The sequence below is a fragment of the Streptomyces sp. S4.7 genome, from assembly GCF_010384365.1.
GTDB lineage: Bacteria > Actinomycetota > Actinomycetes > Streptomycetales > Streptomycetaceae > Streptomyces.
This window is the reverse complement of sequence record NZ_CP048397.1, coordinates 6,836,311-6,851,726: the sequence shown is the minus strand read 5'-3', so window position 1 is coordinate 6,851,726 and position 15,416 is coordinate 6,836,311. Positions and strand designations below refer to the sequence as shown.

Genomic DNA, 15,416 nt, shown 5'->3' with positions numbered 1-15,416 from the left:
AGGGGCGTCGCCATAGCCTCAACCTCGTTCGTTATGCAGAACGCGGAGGTCCGGTGAACCGAACACGAGTGGTCGTTGTGGGCGCCGGGATCATCGGCGCCGCCTGCGCCCGCGAACTCGCCGTCGCCGGTTTCGACGTGCTCGTACTGGACCGTTCCGGGGCCGCCGCCGCGACCACCTCGCACGGCGAGGGGAACGTGCTGGTCTCCGACAAGGGCCCCGGCCCCGAGCTGGAACTCGCCCAGCTGTCCCGCCGGTTGTGGCCCGAGGTGCTGGCCGATCTCGCCGGACGGACCCCGTCGCCGCACAAGTCGCACGAGTTGGAGCGCCCGAGCGAGCCGGACAGCCCGGACGCGGTCGAGTGGGACCCCAAGGGCGGCATCGTCGTGGCGACCACGGCCGAGGGCGCCGAGGCGCTGCTCCCCTTCGCGGCGGCCCAGCGCGCGGCGGGAGTACGGGCCGAGACCATGGACGACGACGCCCTGACCGCCGCCGAGCCCTTCCTCACCGAGCGTCGCACCGCCGCCGTGTACTACCCCGACGACGCGCAGGTCCAGCCGGCCGGCGCGGCCACCGCCCTGCTCGCCGACGCCCTGCGGGCCGGGGCACGTCTGCGTACCGGCCACGAGGTGCTCGGCGCCGTCACCCGCGGCGGCCGGCTGACGGGCGTGCGCACGGCGGACGGGCCGGTGGAGTCCGACGTGTTCGTCAACGCGGCCGGGCCGTGGTCGGGCGAGGTCGCACGGCGGCTCGGCGTTCCGCTGGACATCCGCCCGCGCCGCGGTGAGGTGCTGGTCACCACTCCCCTGCCGCCGACGGTCTTCCACAAGGTGTACGACGCGGACTACGTGGGCGCGGTGGGCAGCGGCGCGGGGGATCTCCAGACCTCGGCCGTGGTCGAGTCGACGCGGGCGGGGAGCATCCTGCTCGGGTCGTCGCGGCGGCGCGTCGGCTTCGACGACCGCCTGCGCCCCGAGGTGCTGTCCGCGGTCGCGGCCAAGGCCCTGAAGCTCTTCCCCCGCCTGGCGGGCGTTCACGTCATGCGTGCGTACGGGGGCTTCCGCCCCTACGTCCCGGACCATCTGCCCGTCATCGGCGCCGATCCTCGGCTGGCCGGACTCTGGCACGCGACGGGTCACGAGGGCGCGGGGATCGGGCTGTCCGTCGGCACCGGGCGGCTGCTGCGCGAGCTGCTGACCGGCAGTGCGACGGCGATCGACACGAGTCCGTTCCGAGTGGACCGGCCCGCGGTGCTCGGCGGCCCACTCGACGCTCCGGGCACCGCCGGGGAGGGACCATGAGCCCACGTCTCGTACCCGCCGGGTCCGACCCGGCCGGCCGCCGGGACCGGCCGCTGACCATCACGGTGGACGGTGATCCGTACACCGGCGTCGTCGGCCAGACGCTGGCCGGGGTGCTGCTGGCCGCCGGCCGGACGTCCTGGCGCCGGGCCCTCTCCGGGGCACCGCGCGGTGTGTTCTGCGGCATCGGTGTCTGCTTCGACTGTCTGGTGACGGTGAACGACGAGCGTGACGTACGGGCGTGCCGCCGTCGCGCCAGGGACGGTGACGCGGTGACCACGCAGTCACGGGCGACCGGCGAGCGGGACGGACAGGGCTCATGAGGGGAGAACCGGCGGCGGGCCGCCGTCGTGTCGTCGTCGTGGGAGCCGGGCCCGCCGGCCTCGCCGCCGCCGACGCGGCGCTGGCGGCGGGCGCCGAAGTGACGCTGATCGACACGGCCGAACGGCCCGGCGGCCAGTACCACCGCATGCTGCCGGAGGCGTACGGGGCGACCGACCCCGCAGTCCTCCAGCACGGCTACCGCTCCTTCGACCGCCGCGTCCGCCGGGTGCTCGGGCACCCGCGCTGTGCCTGGTGGGCGGAGAGTTCCGTATGGGCGCTGGAGCGCCGCGACGCGGCCGACCCGGCCGGCACGGCCGGTCCGAAGGGGGAAGGGCCGCCGCTGGTGCACGTCCTGAGCGGTACGCCCCGGCGCCGCCATGTGCTGGAGCCCGACGCCCTGGTGCTCGCCGCCGGAGCGCACGACCGGGTGCTCCCGTTCCCCGGCTGGGACCTGCCCGGCGTCTACACCGCGGGGGCGGCCCAGGCACTGGCAAAGGGAGAGCGCGTGGCCGTCGGGGACCGGGTGGTGGTCGCGGGCACGGGGCCGTTCCTCCTGCCGGTGGCGACGTCTCTGCTGGAGGCCGGGTCCCGGGTGCTGGAGGTGCTGGAGGCGGGCAGGCCGGGAGCGCTGACCGGCGGCTGGCTGCGCCGCCCGTGGGAACTGGGGCCGCAGCTCGGCAAGTCCGGCGAACTCCTGTCGTACGCGGCGGCGTTGGGGCGCCACCGGGTCCCCTACCGGCTCGGCCGGGCGGTCGTCGAGGCGCGTGGGGACGGCCGGGTCGAGGAGATCGTCACCGCCCGCGTCCGCGCGGACTGGTCGGTGGTACCGGGCAGCGAACGCGTCCTCGCCGTGGACGCCGTCTGTGTCGGTCACGGGTTCACCCCGCGACTGGAGTTGCCGGTCGCCGCCGGATGCGCCCTTCGCCCGTCGTCAGCCGGGACACCGGCCGGTTCGCATGCCGGTTCACCGTCCGAGGTCTTCGTGGACGTGGACGACGACCAGCGGACGAGCCGGCCCGGTGTGTACGCGGCGGGCGAGATCACCGGCCTCGCCGGTGCCCCGGCCTCGCGCGCCGAGGGCGCCGTGGCCGGCTGGATCGCGGCGGGCGGCCCCCCGGAATCCCGCGCCCTGGCCACGCTGCGCGCGAACCGCGACCGGGGCAGGGCGTTCGCCGCGCGACTGGCAGCCGCCCATCCCATCGGCCGGGCCTGGCCCGGCTGGCTGCGTCCCGACACCGTGATCTGCCGCTGTGAGGAGACGACCTACGCGGCGGTGCGCCGGTCGGCCGTCGACCCCACCCGTACGGAACCGGCGGTGGCCAAGCTCGCGACGCGGGCCGGCCTCGGCCCCTGCCAGGCCCGGATCTGCGGGCCCACGGTCGCCGAACTGCGCCGTACCGCCGACGCGGGCGCCGGCCCCCATCACCGGCCCGTCGCCGAGCCGATCAGTCTCGGCGAGCTGGCCCGTCCGCCCGAGCCCCCACCGGGCTCCTCCGACCCGTCCGCGCATCCCGACTCCCCTGTGGAGGAGAGCACTTCATGAGCAGCACCAGCACCGACGGGCCCAACCGCCCCAACCCGCCGACCGGCGTCGTCGTCGCGACCGCGCTCCCCTACCGGCCGGACCCGTCGGCCCCGGCGGGCCTCGCCGTCGACTACGACGCCTACGCGGAACACTGCCGCTGGCTCGTCGACAACGGCTGCGACGGGGTCGGGCCCAACGGTTCGCTGGGCGAGTACTCGTCGCTGACCGACGACGAACGCCGCACCGTGGCCCGTACCGCCGTCGAGGCGGTACGCGGTCGCGGCAAGGTCGTCGTCGGCGTGCACGGACCGGGTTCGCACCAGGCCGTGCGATGGGCCGAGGCCGCGGCGGAGGACGGCGCGGACGGGGTGCTCTGTCTGCCCCCGACCATGTACCGGGCCAACCCCGCCGAGGTGGTGGCGCACTTCGAGGCCGTGGCCGCGGTCGGCCTGCCGGTCATGGTCTACAACAACCCCGTGGACACCAAGGTCGATCTGACGCCCCGACTGCTGGCGGAGATCGCCGGGATAGACAACGTCCTGGCGGTCAAGGAATTCTCCGGCGACGTACGGCGCGTGCTGGAGATCAAGGAGCGGGCCCCCGGCATCGACGTGATCAGCGGCGCCGACGACGTGGCGCTGGAGAGCATGCTGATGGGGGCCACCGGGTGGTTCGCCGGCTTCCCCAACGTCTTCCCCGCCGAGTCCGCCCGCCTCTTCCGGCTCGCCACGGAAGGGCGGCTGGAGGAGGCGCGCGCCCTCTACCGGCCGCTGGTCGCCGCGTTCCGCTGGGACTCACGCACCGAATTCGTCCAGGCCATCAAGCTGGGCATGGAGATGGTCGGCCGCTACGGCGGCCCCTGCCGCCCGCCGCGCGGCCCGCTGATCCCCGCCCACCGCGAGCAGATCACCGCCGAGATGCGGCAGGCGATCGACTTCCTCACCACGGAAGGGCGGCAGGACTGATGCGCAGCGTGCGGACGGTCAGCGCGGTCGACTCCCACACGGAGGGCATGCCGACGCGCGTGGTCACCGCGGGGGTGGCGCCCGTCCCCGGCGACACGATGGCCGAGCGCCGCCGCCACGCGATGGAACACCTGGACCCGCTGCGGCGGTTCCTGGTCGACGAGCCTCGTGGGCATCCGGCGATGAGCGGGGCGATCCTGCAACCGCCGACCCGCGCGGACGCGGACTGGGGCGTCCTGTACATCGAGGTCAGCGGCTTCCTGCCGATGTGCGGGCACGGGACGATCGGGGTGGCGACCGTACTGGTGGAGACCGGGATGGTAGCGGTCACCGAGCCCGAGACCGTCGTACGTCTCGACACCCCGGCCGGCCTGGTCGAGGCCCGTGTGACGGTGCGCGACGGCGTCGCCGAGCAGGTCACGCTGCGCAATGTCGACGCGTTCGCGCTGGAGCTGGACGCGAAGGTGACGGTGCCGGGACTGGGCGAGGTCCGGTACGACATGGCGTACGGGGGCAACTTCTACGCCATCGTGGATCTGGCGTCCCTCGGGCTGCCCTTCGACCGGGCGCGCAAGGACGACATCCTCGCGGCGGGGCTCGCGATCTCGGAGGCCGTCGACGCGCACAGTCCGCCGGTGCATCCGGCGGACCCGGCGATCCGCGGCTGCAAGCACGTGCAGTTCCTCGCGCCCGGCTCGGACGCCCGGCACTCCCGCAACGCCATGGCGATCCGGCCGGGTTGGTTCGACCGGTCCCCCTGCGGTACCGGTACGTGCGCCCGGATGGCGCAGCTCCATGCCCGTGGGGAGCTGGCGCTGGACACGGAGTTCGTCAACGAGTCGTTCATCGGGACGCGGTTCACCGGGCGGTTGGTCGGCACGAGCGAGGTCACGGGGGTACCGGCCGTGGTGCCGGAGTTCTCGGGCCGCGCGTGGATCACCGGAACGGCCAACTATCTGCTGGACCCGGCGGATCCGTTCCCGAACGGCTTCGTCCTCTGATCCGTCCCTGAATCAGTCCCTGATCCGTCTCCGATCAGTCCTCGGAATCCTTCCTCCGATCCGGTCTCCGGGCCGTCCGACGGCGCCTGTTACGATCGGCGGCAGCGAAGGGGAGTAGTCCCGAGAACCGCTGGTCGACACACTGGACGTCCTCGGGCGTCCCGGCCACCGGGCCGCCGCATACTCTGCGGGGGCGGACGAGACCTTCGACCAAGGCATGATTCCGGCCCGCACCGCTGTGTGGGCCGCACCATCGTGCCGGGTCGAGTGGTTCTTCCCGTCGCCCTCCGGGTGCCGCACGAGCTACGGCCCGGCCCCGGCAGAAAGTCAAGAGAATGACCTTCGACCCCCTGGCGGTGCTCACCGCTTTCGGGCTGGTCTTCCTCGCGGAGCTCCCCGACAAGACGATGTTCGCCTCGCTGGCCATGGGCACCCGGATGCGACCGCTGTACGTGTGGTTCGGCACGTCCACCGCCTTCCTCGTGCACGTCGCCATCGCGGTCGGCGCCGGAAGCCTGCTGAGTCTGCTCCCGGCGATGGCCGTCAAGCTCGTATCGGCGGCGCTGTTCGCGTTCGGCGCCTTCGTCCTGCTGCGCGGCGGGGGCGACGACGAGGAAGAGGGCGGCGGCAAGACAGTCACCGGCTTCTGGCCCGTGTACACCACCGCGTTCACGGCCGTCTTCATCAGCGAATGGGGCGACCTGACCCAGATCACGACGGCCAACCTGGCCGCCGCCAACGGGTGGCTGCCCACCGCGATCGGCTCGGCCCTCGCGCTGATGTCGGTCTCCGCGCTCGCCCTGCTGGTGGGTCGCTTCATCGCACAGCGCGTACCGCTCAAGACCGTGCAGCGCATCGGGGCGGCGTGCATGGCGGGCCTCGCCGTCTGGACCCTCGTCGAGGCGTTCACCCTCTGACACGGGGCTGCCCGGACAGCGACCTCAGACGGTCGGCCAGCTCCTCAGGGCCATGTCGGCCACCAGTTCGAGATCCTCGTGGGTCGCGCCGCCGACGGCCTGGACGGCGATGCCGTTCGCCACGGTCATGACGTAGCGGGCGAGCAGCAGGGGATCGCTGTCGGGAGGGAGGTCGCCCTCGGCGACGGCCCGCTGGAACCGGTCGCGGAGGCTCCGCATGCCCTCGTTGCGCCAGACGACGAGGGCGTCACGGGCGAAGCGAGCGGGGTCGCCCGCGGCGAGAGAGCCCTGGACGCCGAAACAGCCGGCGGGGGCGTCGGACGAAGTGGTGGTGCGGATGGAACCGCGCAGGAACGCCGTGGCCACCTTCAGGGCGGTGGGTTCCCGCAACGCCTCGGTCGCGTACGCCGCGGGGCCCGCGGCGTAGAGCTCCAGCGCCTTGCGGAACAGCGCCTCCTTGTTGCCGAAGGCCGCGTACATGCTGGTACGGGTGATGCCCATGGCGCCGGTGAGATCGGTGATGCTGGCGCCCTCATAGCCCTTCTCCCAGAAGACGCGCATGGCTCTGTCGAGGGCCTTGTCTGCGTCGAAGGCTCTGGGGCGACCGATCGGCGCCGTGCGGTTGAGCTCCATGGGAGACAGGGTATCTCTTCTGTACCGGTTGGTCCGCAAGGTCCCGTCCGGGACGACCGCTATCCGGGATGCGCCGGCAGGTCCATGGCCGCGAGGCGGGCCGGGTCGCTCACGGAGAGGATCTCGACGATCCGGCCGTCGGCCACGGTGCACGCCATCACGCCCAGCAGCTTGCCGTTCGGTCCCCACGCCACGATCCCGGACTCGCCGTTGACAAGGGCGGGGCGTGCGGTCACCGCGGCACGCGCCCCGAGCTGGGCCCTGCCGACCACCTCGGCCGCGCCCAGCCTGACGACCACGCCACGCGCGGAGTAGGAGCGCCACGTCACGTCCGGGTCGAGCAGCCGCAGCAGTCCTTCGAAGTCACCGCCGCGCGCCGCCGCGAGGAAGGCGTCGATGACCGCCCGCTGCTGGTGGCGTTCCCCAGTCGGACGCGGTGTGTCCTGCACCTTCCTGCGGGCCCGGCTGGCGAGCATCTTCGTGGCGTCCGTGGACCTGCCGATGATCTGGCCGATCTCCTCGAACGGCACCGCGAACATGTCGTGCAGCACGAACGCCAGCCGCTCGGTGGGGCGGAGGGTGCCGAGCACCACCAGCAGTGCCAGGCCGACCGATTCCGCGAGCAGCGCGTCGTCCTCGGGCGCTGCGCCGAAGTCCTCGGTCACCACCAGTTCGGGCAGCCGGTCGTCGTACGACGCCTCGGGACGGGCCTTCCGCGAGCGCAGCACGTCGATGCAGACCCGGCCGACCACGGTGGTCAGCCAGCCGGCGAGGTTGTCGATCGAGGCCGGATCCTGGCGTGCCAGCCTCAGCCAGGCCTCCTGGACCGCGTCCTCGGCGTCCGCCCGCGATCCGAGCATCCGGTACGCCACCGCCACCAGGCGCCCGCGCTGCTCCTCGAAGGCTCCCGCCAGGGCTTCGTCCGGGGCTGGTCCGCTCATGTTGTCACCTTCCTCAGGCGAGTTCCGTCATGACTGATGACGAACCCGGAGGAGCGAAGGTAACCGGTGGACACGAGCGAGCGGCGGTCACGGGTGGCCCGACCGCCGCCGTACGCCTCAGACGACCGGTTCCCCGATGCCCAGCATGTTCCCCTCGCTGTCACGGAACCAGACGCCGCGCTCGCCCCGGGCACCCTTGCTCGGGTAGTTCCCCTCGATCTCGGCGATCCCGTCCCTCGTCCGGAACCCGGGTGCGTCGACCTCTTCGAACACCACGCCGCGCCGCTTCAGCTCCGCCACGACGCTCTCGATGCCGTCGACCGTCAACGCCATCTGCGTGAACGTGCCGGGCGAGGCCCCCGTCGACCGGAACAGCACGAACTCCGTGCCCCCGCACCGGTACAGCAGGCCACCGGGGCGTTCGTCGACGGGCTCCAGACCGAGCCGCTCGGAGTAGAAACGCCGCGCCCGGTCCAGGTCCTGGGCCGGCAGCCGGGTCGCCACGCGGCCCCGGCCAGAATCCCCCGGTCCTCCGCCGTCACCCGGTCCGCCGTCATGGCGACGGACCAGGCGCGGATGCCCGCCGGGTCCGAGATGATCTCGATCGTGGCCGGTTCGATCGAGTCGATCCGCAGCGCTCCGGCGAACGCGGCCGTGATGTCGTCCCGGGTCAGCCGGTGCGGACCACTGGCGCCGGGTGTCACGGGCTCCCGGTCGCTGAAGCAGATCATGAAGTAGCGGCCTCCGGGGCGCAGCACCGCCCGCAGGCCGCTCGCGAAGGCGGCGCGGTCGTCGGGGTCGAGCATGTGGAACAGCCCGCTGTCCAGCACCGTGTCGAACCGCTCCCCCAGACCGGCCACCTCGCGCGCGTCGTGGTGGAGGAACCGTGCGGACAGGCCGCGTCGGCGTGCCTTCTCCTCGGCGGCCCGCAGCGCGGTGGCCGCCAGGTCCACGCCGGTGGCGTCGAGGCCGAGGCCGGCGCACATGAGCACCTGTTCCCCGGTCCCGCAGCCGACGTCCAGCACCCGCCCCCGGATGGCGCCGGACCGCGCGAGATCGAGGAACACCTGCTGCGGGCGCCCGATCTCCCACGGCGGCCGGTCGGCGTACAGATCGTCGAACCGCTGCCAGGGGTTCGCGGCGCCCGCGTCGTCGGGCGGGGTCGGTCCGGACATCAGCGGCGCCCGGGGCTGCCGACGGACTGCGCGTACCGGAACAGGCCCGCCGGGTTGTACCGTCGCTTGACCGCCACCAGGCGCTCGTAGTTGGCACCGTAGTAGGCGTGCTGCCAGTCCCGCAGATCCGGGTCGGGGAAGTTGACGTACGCGGCGTCGGTACGCAGCCGGCGGCTGAGCGCGCGGTACAACGATCCCGTCCAACTGCGAGGCCCACCAGGCCCCGTCCTACGACGAGATGACCGAGAAGTCGAACGTCGTGTGCGAGTTCGACCAGAAGGTGGAGCCCGGTGTCGTCTACGCGCCCGAGAAGGCTCTCGCGATCAAAGCGCTGGACCACGCGCTCCACGACGACCTGCGTGTGTACGTCGGCGGCACCGATCCGGAGCTGGACGAGAACGCCACGCCGCCGGTCGCCGGGACCGCGCCCGCGGTGAAGCTGGTGGAGCGTCAGGACGGGGACGAGGGCACCGAGAGCGCCGTCGACGTTACGGTCACCTCCGTCAACACGGCCGACTACCGGGTGACGGGCGACGAGTTGGCGGGGCGCGTCGGTGAAACGGTCACCCTGAAGGTGAAGTTCACCAACGCCGGTCCCGGCTGGGTGCTGACGAGGGAGGGTGACCCGCTCGTCGGCGTCCTCATCACGCCGCCCGCCGGAACGTCGGTCGTCAAGCCCCACGGGTTCTGCGAGCCCAAGGGGAAGACGTACGACTGCGGCACCAGCCAGCGGTGGGTCGACGAGGGCGGGGGCGAGACCTACACCTTCGAGCTGAAGATCGACAAGCGGGTGGCGGGCGCCAGGGGTTCGGTGGCGCTGAGCGGTGAGGCGCGGCCGTTCGACCCCGACAAGACCAACGACACGGCCACCATCACGCTGGACGTGACGGGCGGTGGGACGTCCGGATCGGGCGGATCCACCGGCGGCGGCTCGACCGGCGGCTCCAGTGGCTCGACCGGTGGCAGCGGCGGCTCGGACGGCGGCTCCTCGTCGACCGGCGGTTCCGGCTCCTCATCGACCGGCGGCAGCGAGTCGGCCACGGCCGGCGGCGACCTGGCCAGCACCGGCTCCTCCTCGACGCTGCCGATCGCGCGGGCGCTGCCGCCGCGGCGGTGGTCGCGGGTACGGGCATCGTCCTCGTCGTACGCCGCCGCCGGGCCCAGACCCCCGGCTGACTCCGACGGTGACATCGGCGCCCCTGCGGCCAACGGTCCGCAGGGGCGCCGATCCGTGTCACCCACCGAGCCGGACCGCGTCCCGACGAAGGCCGCGTGACGGCTCCGTTCCGAAGCCCGGAAGCCGACGGAGTCCACCGCGCGCCGTGACCGGAGGGACTGCGCGGACTGCGAATTGGGTAACTCCGTCCCATTGGACGTGACCAGCTGTACCCGCGACGAAGCCGCGGAAGCTCGCGCAGCACGGTGCGGACACGGTCAGCCGACGATTCCAGGAGGCGTACGTGCCCAGTACAGACCCGCGGCGGCCGGACGCGGTCACCGGTGACGAAGAGGCGCGAGTGATCGTGGTGGGCGCGGGGCCCGCCGGCGCGACCGCCGCCATGTATCTGGCACGAGCGGGCGTCGATGTCCTGCTGCTGGAGAAGGGCACGTTCCCCCGGGAGAAGGTCTGCGGCGACGGCCTCACACCGCGCGGCGTGCGGCAGCTCGTACGCATGGGCGTCGACATCGACGCCCCCGGCTGGACGCGCACACGGGGGATGCGCTGGATGTGCGAGGGCCGGCAGGTGCACATCGACTGGCCCCGTCTCGGCGGTCACCCCGACTTCGGACTCACCCGCAGCCGTTACGACTTCGACGACATCCTGGTCCGCCACGCCTGCGAGGCCGGGGCACGGCTGCGCGCGGAGGTGAGAGCCACCGGACCCCTGACGGACCGCGCCGGACGGATCATCGGCGTGACGGCCGTCGCGGGCGCCGACAAGCAGCCGAGGACGTACCGCGCGCCGGTCGTCATCGCCGCCGACGGTGCCTCCGCCAGGACGGCCCTCGCCATGGGCCTGGACCGCGACCCGACCCGCCCGATCGCCACCGCGGCCCGCCGCTACTACCGCAGCCCCTCCCGTACCCACGACCCCTACCTTGAGCTCTGGGCCGATCTGCGCTGTTCCCGCACCGGCCGTGACCTGCCCGGATACGGATGGATCTTCCCCCTGGGTGATGGCCGGGTCAACGTCGGCCTGGGGTCCCTGCCCCACCGCCGCCACGGAGCGGTCGATCTGCGGACCACCATGGATCAGTGGCTCGCGCGCCTGCCGAAGGAGTGGGGGCTGAGTGAGGAGAACGCCGATTCACCCTTGCGGAGCGCGGCACTGCCGATGGGCTTCAACCGGCGGCCTCAGTACAGCCGCGGTCTGCTGCTGGTCGGCGACAGCGCGGGCATGATCAGCCCCTGGAGCGGCGAGGGTGTCGCACAGGCCATGGAGGCCGGCGAGGCCGCCGCCGAAGCCGTCGTCCTCGCCCTGCTGCGCCCGAGCGGGCCGGGGCGGGAGGAGGCGCTGCGGCAGTACCCGAAGGAGATCAACCGCCTCTGGGGGCGCTACTACCGGCTGGGGAACCGGGCCGCCGACCTCGTCCTCGGACGGTACGGCTACCGGCCCGTCCTGCACCGCCGTGTCATGTCCTCCCCCGTCCTGGTCCGTTCGCTCGCGCGGCTGCTGACCGAGGTCGCCGACGAACCGGGCCACGACGCGATCGACGCCGTCCTGCACAGCCTGCTGCGTCTCGTGCCCCGGCCGGCCCTGGGCCGCGGGACACCGAAACGATGAATCCGGGCGCATCGGCAGCCCCCGTGGCGGGGGCTTGCCGAGACGTGTGAGGACCGCCACGACCAGGGATTTTAGACCTTCTCTTTACCATTTCTTGGCCATCCTTGTACCGTTGGCCCTTCAGAACATAGGGAGGGACCGGGGTTGGACGTCTCAACGACCATGTGGGTGCTCACGATTGTGGGCTTGTGCGCACTCATCACGGCCGACTTCTTCATTGGCGGCCGGAAGCCGCACGAAGTCTCGATCAAGGAAGCGGGCGTCTGGACGATCGTCTGGATCGTTCTCGCCGTACTCTTCGGCACCGGCCTGGCGATCTGGGGCAGCGGACAGGCGTCCGGCGAGTTCTTCGCGGGCTACGTCACGGAGAAGTCGCTCAGCGTCGACAATCTCTTCGTCTTCGTGCTGATCATGGCGAAGTTCGCGGTCCCCACGATCTACCAGCAGCGCGTGCTGATGATCGGCGTGCTGATCGCGCTGGTGCTGCGCGCCGTCTTCATCGCGGCGGGCGCTGCCGCGATCAACTCCTTCGCCTGGGTCTTCTACATCTTCGGCGCCTTCCTCATCTACACCGCCTGGAAGCTCATCCAGGAGGCGCGGGCCGGCGAGGACGACGAGGACTGGGAGGAGGGCCGCCTGATGAAGGCCGTCGAACGGCGGCTGCCCTCCACCGACAAGTGGCACGGCACGAAGATGGTCATCCGCGAGAACGGCAAGCGGCTGGCCACCCCGATGCTGATCGTCATGCTGGCGATCGGCATCACCGACGTGCTCTTCGCGGTGGACTCGATCCCCGCGATCTTCGGCCTCACCCAGGACCCGTACATCGTCTTCACGGCCAACGCGTTCGCGCTGATGGGCCTGAGGCAGCTGTACTTCCTGATCGTCGGCCTGCTGAAGAAGCTGGTCCACCTCAGTTACGGGCTGTCGGTCATCCTCGCCTTCATCGGCGTGAAGCTGGTCCTGCACGGCATCCACGAGACGACGAGCCTGCACGTGCCGGAGATCTCCCTCCCCGTCTCGCTGAGCGTCATCTGCGGCGTGCTGATCATCACGACGATCACCAGCCTGGCGGCCTCGAAGAAGATCGCGGAGCGGGAAGCCGCCGAGCAGGAGGCGGCGAAGACCGGGGCGGACGAGCCGGAGGCGGCCGAGAAGACGGACGCCCAGGGCTGAGCCCGCGCATCACCGACCAGGCCCTGTCCGCTCGTCGGACAGGGCCTGGCGCGTGCCCGGCCGTCGCCGTACGCGCCATCCTGCGCATCACCCGTGCGCCGTCGTACGCATCGTCCCGTGCGCCGTCGTCCCCGGCCGGTCCGCGACCCCTAGAACTGCGGGCCGTCTTCGAGAAGCTGGCCGCGAAGTTCGGCACGGTGCTGGTGATCGTGGACCAGCCCGCCTCCATCGGCGCCCTGCCCCTGGCCGTCGCCCGGGACACCGGCTGCAAGGTCGCCTACCTGCCAGGACTCGCGATGCGCCGGATCGCCGACCTCTACCCCGGCGAGGCGAAGACCGACGCCAAGGACGCGGCCGTGATCGCGGACGCCGCCCGCACCCTGCCCCACACCCTGCGCTCGCTCGAACTTGCCGACGAGATCACCGCCGAGCTCACCGTCCTGACCGGCTTCGACCAAGACCTCGCCGCCGAGGCCACCCGCACCAGCAACCGCATACGCGGCCTGCTCACCCAGTTCCACCCCAGCCTGGAACGCGTTTCGGGCCCCCGCCTCGATCACCAGGCCGTCACCTGGCTCCTGGAGCGCTATGGGTCCCCGGCCGCCCTGCGCAAAGCCGGCCGACGCAGACTCATCGAGCTCATCCGGCCCAAAGCCCCGCGCATGGCCGCCCGGCTGATCGACGACGTCTTCGACGCCCTGGACGAACAGACCGTCACCGTTCCCGGCACCGGCACCCTCGACATCGTGGTCCCGTCCCCGGCCCGCTCGCTCGCCGCCGTCCACGAACAGCGCCGGGCCCTGGAAACACAGATCAGCACCCTGCTGGAGGCCCACCCTCTTTCCCAGGTCCTGACCTCGATGCCCGGCGTCGGCGTCAGGACCGCAGCAGTCCTGCTGACCACCATCGGCGACGGCACCAACTTCCCCACCGCCGCCCACCTCGCCTCCTACGCCGGCCTGGCCCCGGCGACGAAGTCCTCGGGAACCTCGATCCATGGCGAACACGCCCCCCGAGGCGGAAACCGGCAGCTGAAGCGGGCCATGTTCCTGTCCGCCTTCGCCTGCATGAACGCCGATCCCGCCTCCCGCGCCTACTACGACAAGCAACGAGCCCGCGGCAAAACCCACACCCAAGCCCTTCTCCGCCTCGCCCGCCAACGCATCAGCGTCCTGTTCGCCATGCTCCGCGACGGCACCTTCTACGAGCCCCGAACACCCACCGTCACCCTCGCCGCATGAAAGAGACCAACACCCCCGAAACCGGCAGCGCGGGATTGACGAACGACATAGAGGCACCCCGCCAGAGAATTCGCGGCATGCTCCGCCAGATGCCCGAGCGGCGCCCCGGTCGCGACCGGGGCGCCGTTGCCCGGACGCAGCACGCGGCACCGCCTGCCACCATGGAACGGGAGTGACCGGCGCACGGGGTTCCCCTGCGTCACCGCCCCGCCCGAAGGAGTCCTCGTGACCGATCGGAAGCACGTTCTGCGCGGCCGTACGGCTGTGGTGACCGGTGCCGCGCGCGGTGTGGGGGCAGCTGTCGCCAGACAGCTCGCCAACCGGGGCGCCTCGGTGGCTCTGATCGGCCTTGAGGTGGAATCACTCGCCCGGTTGGCCCACGAGCTGCCCACGGAGTCGTACCACTGGCATGTGGACGTCACCGACGATGAGGCGATGGCCCGTGTCGCCGATGAGGTGCGCGACCGTCTGGGGGCCGCGTCGGTCGTCGTCGCGAACGCGGGGGTGGCCGAGGGCGGCCCGTTCATCGGCACCGATCTCGTGAGCTGGCGGCGCGTCGTCGAGGTCAACCTGGTGGGCAGCGCGATCAGCGCGGCGGTTTTCCTGCCCCAGTTGCTCCACACGCGCGGTTACTACCTCCAGGTCGCCTCGTTGGCGTCCATCGGCGCCGCGCCGATGATGAGCGCCTACTGCGCGTCGAAGGCGGGCGTGGAGTCCTTCTCCCAGGCCCTGCGCCCGGAACTCGCCCCCCGGGGCGTCGCGGTGGGCACCGCTTATCTGAACTGGACCGACACGGACATGATCCGCGACGCCGAGCAGCAGGCCGTGCTCCGCGAACTCCGCGCGCACATGCCGTCGCCCGCCCGGAAGGTCTACCCGGCCGAGCATGTAGCGGTGCGTCTGGTGGACGCGGTCGAGCGTCGGTCGTCCTCCGTGTACGTGCCGGGCTGGCTTCGGGGCGTACAGGCGGTACGCGCCGGCCTGCCGACCCTTGTCTCCCGGATCGCGCGCAGGGAACTGACCCGCTCGGAGTTCTCGGCGACGGGCCTGCTCGGGGCCGGTGGCCGAGCGGCGAGGTCACGCCGTACTTCATGAGGTGCCTTCGGCGAGGTCGCACGCGATGCGCGCGGTCCCACCGCAGGACTCACCGGTGGGACCGCATGCATCGCTCGGCCGGGGATCGGGCCGAACTCCTTCGCCCGGTCGGCGGCCGGGAGCCGTCCTCACACACGGTGCGCGTCGAGGCGTTCGACGACCTGCTCCAGTACGCCGCTGCCACGCTCGCCGGTCACGACGCGGGGGTGCGAGGGCGGGGATGCCCGCCTGCTCCAGTGCCGCATCTTGCTGCCGGCCGCCGACGGCCTTCCCGTACCGGAACTCCTCCGCCAGGAGCAGCACCAGCCGGGGGTCGTTCGCGTCTCCGCCGGTCGT

The 15,416-nt window shown here is 72.1% G+C and carries 14 protein-coding genes and 3 pseudogenes; 12 read left to right on the top strand and 5 right to left on the bottom strand.

Annotated features, from left to right (window positions below; genetic code table 11):
• The first annotated feature begins 53 nt into the window (after window positions 1-53).
• The 6 genes from SSPS47_RS30400 (at window position 54) to SSPS47_RS30375 (ending at window position 6,033) form a co-directional block, all read left to right on the top strand.
• Window positions 54-1,301, top strand: coding sequence for an FAD-binding oxidoreductase (locus tag SSPS47_RS30400; RefSeq protein ID WP_164253718.1), 1,248 nt, complete (start codon window positions 54-56; stop codon window positions 1,299-1,301).
• Window positions 1,298-1,624, top strand: coding sequence for a (2Fe-2S)-binding protein (locus SSPS47_RS30395; protein ID WP_164253717.1), 327 nt, complete (start codon window positions 1,298-1,300; stop codon window positions 1,622-1,624). Before SSPS47_RS30400 ends, SSPS47_RS30395 begins: the two co-directional genes overlap by 4 nt.
• Window positions 1,621-3,168 (top strand): NAD(P)/FAD-dependent oxidoreductase, encoded by a 1,548-nt coding sequence (locus SSPS47_RS30390; RefSeq protein WP_164253716.1) that lies wholly within the window; start codon window positions 1,621-1,623, stop codon window positions 3,166-3,168. Before SSPS47_RS30395 ends, SSPS47_RS30390 begins: the two co-directional genes overlap by 4 nt.
• Window positions 3,165-4,115: a dihydrodipicolinate synthase family protein gene (locus SSPS47_RS30385; protein WP_164253715.1), complete on the top strand. Its 951-nt coding sequence runs from the start codon at window positions 3,165-3,167 to the stop codon at window positions 4,113-4,115. The genes SSPS47_RS30390 and SSPS47_RS30385 overlap by 4 nt, the downstream gene beginning before the upstream one ends.
• Window positions 4,115-5,116 carry a proline racemase family protein gene (locus tag SSPS47_RS30380; RefSeq protein WP_164253714.1) on the top strand — a complete coding sequence of 334 codons (1,002 nt, stop codon included), beginning with the start codon at window positions 4,115-4,117 and terminating at the stop codon, window positions 5,114-5,116. Before SSPS47_RS30385 ends, SSPS47_RS30380 begins: the two co-directional genes overlap by 1 nt.
• A gap of 335 nt (window positions 5,117-5,451) precedes the next feature.
• Window positions 5,452-6,033, top strand: a complete 582-nt coding sequence (locus SSPS47_RS30375; protein WP_164253713.1) for a TMEM165/GDT1 family protein — start codon at window positions 5,452-5,454, stop codon at window positions 6,031-6,033.
• A gap of 24 nt (window positions 6,034-6,057) precedes the next feature.
• On the opposite strand, the gene SSPS47_RS30370 is transcribed toward SSPS47_RS30375, so the two are convergent.
• The 5 genes and pseudogenes from SSPS47_RS30370 to SSPS47_RS30355 form a co-directional block, all read right to left on the bottom strand.
• Entirely contained in the window at window positions 6,058-6,666 is a 609-nt protein-coding gene (locus tag SSPS47_RS30370; protein ID WP_164253712.1) for a TetR/AcrR family transcriptional regulator, read from the bottom strand.
• A 59-nt stretch (window positions 6,667-6,725) separates the two neighbouring features.
• Complete coding sequence (locus tag SSPS47_RS30365) at window positions 6,726-7,607, bottom strand: sigma-70 family RNA polymerase sigma factor (RefSeq protein ID WP_164253711.1); 882 nt, start codon at window positions 7,605-7,607, stop codon at window positions 6,726-6,728.
• A gap of 117 nt (window positions 7,608-7,724) precedes the next feature.
• Window positions 7,725-8,164 (bottom strand): annotated as a pseudogene (locus SSPS47_RS35715) (VOC family protein).
• 42 nt (window positions 8,165-8,206) lie between these two features.
• Window positions 8,207-8,782, bottom strand: a pseudogene (locus SSPS47_RS30360) (class I SAM-dependent methyltransferase); the annotation flags it as partial.
• On the bottom strand, window positions 8,782-8,973 hold the full coding sequence (locus tag SSPS47_RS30355) for a BBE domain-containing protein (protein WP_164253710.1): 192 nt from the start codon (window positions 8,971-8,973) through the stop codon (window positions 8,782-8,784). The gene SSPS47_RS30355 and the pseudogene SSPS47_RS30360, both read right to left, overlap by 1 nt.
• Before the next feature lie 47 nt (window positions 8,974-9,020).
• On the opposite strand from SSPS47_RS30355, the gene SSPS47_RS30350 reads away from it, so the two are divergent.
• From SSPS47_RS30350 to SSPS47_RS30325, 6 genes and pseudogenes are all read left to right on the top strand, one after another.
• On the top strand, window positions 9,021-10,058 hold the full coding sequence (locus SSPS47_RS30350; protein ID WP_164247439.1) for a hypothetical protein: 1,038 nt from the start codon (window positions 9,021-9,023) through the stop codon (window positions 10,056-10,058).
• Between the two features lie 184 nt (window positions 10,059-10,242).
• Window positions 10,243-11,568: a geranylgeranyl reductase family protein gene (locus SSPS47_RS30345; protein ID WP_239065113.1), complete on the top strand. Its 1,326-nt coding sequence runs from the start codon at window positions 10,243-10,245 to the stop codon at window positions 11,566-11,568.
• 144 nt (window positions 11,569-11,712) lie between these two features.
• Entirely contained in the window at window positions 11,713-12,744 is a 1,032-nt protein-coding gene (locus SSPS47_RS30340; protein ID WP_147877776.1) for a TerC family protein, read from the top strand.
• 152 nt (window positions 12,745-12,896) lie between these two features.
• Window positions 12,897-13,985, top strand: a pseudogene (locus SSPS47_RS30335) (IS110 family transposase); the annotation flags it as partial.
• Window positions 13,982-14,161, top strand: a complete 180-nt coding sequence (locus SSPS47_RS30330) for a hypothetical protein (protein ID WP_164253709.1) — start codon at window positions 13,982-13,984, stop codon at window positions 14,159-14,161. The pseudogene SSPS47_RS30335 and the gene SSPS47_RS30330, both read left to right, overlap by 4 nt.
• A 49-nt stretch (window positions 14,162-14,210) precedes the next feature.
• Window positions 14,211-15,080 (top strand): SDR family oxidoreductase, encoded by an 870-nt coding sequence (locus SSPS47_RS30325; RefSeq protein ID WP_164253708.1) that lies wholly within the window; start codon window positions 14,211-14,213, stop codon window positions 15,078-15,080.
• Window positions 15,081-15,416: the final 336 nt, after the last annotated feature.

Excerpts from the sequence above, each read along its gene's own strand:
- SSPS47_RS30395 (WP_164253717.1), top strand. The coding sequence starts at position 1,298 with ATGAGCCCACGTCTCGTACCCGCCGGGTCCGACCCGGCCGGCCGCCGG.
- SSPS47_RS30390 (WP_164253716.1), top strand. The coding sequence starts at position 1,621 with ATGAGGGGAGAACCGGCGGCGGGCCGCCGTCGTGTCGTCGTCGTGGGA.
- SSPS47_RS30385 (WP_164253715.1), top strand. The coding sequence starts at position 3,165 with ATGAGCAGCACCAGCACCGACGGGCCCAACCGCCCCAACCCGCCGACC.
- SSPS47_RS30380 (WP_164253714.1), top strand. The coding sequence starts at position 4,115 with ATGCGCAGCGTGCGGACGGTCAGCGCGGTCGACTCCCACACGGAGGGC.
- SSPS47_RS30375 (WP_164253713.1), top strand. The coding sequence starts at position 5,452 with ATGACCTTCGACCCCCTGGCGGTGCTCACCGCTTTCGGGCTGGTCTTC.
- SSPS47_RS30370 (WP_164253712.1), bottom strand. The coding sequence starts at position 6,666 with ATGGAGCTCAACCGCACGGCGCCGATCGGTCGCCCCAGAGCCTTCGAC.
- SSPS47_RS30365 (WP_164253711.1), bottom strand. The coding sequence starts at position 7,607 with ATGAGCGGACCAGCCCCGGACGAAGCCCTGGCGGGAGCCTTCGAGGAG.
- SSPS47_RS30350 (WP_164247439.1), top strand. The coding sequence starts at position 9,021 with ATGACCGAGAAGTCGAACGTCGTGTGCGAGTTCGACCAGAAGGTGGAG.
- SSPS47_RS30330 (WP_164253709.1), top strand. The coding sequence starts at position 13,982 with ATGAAAGAGACCAACACCCCCGAAACCGGCAGCGCGGGATTGACGAAC.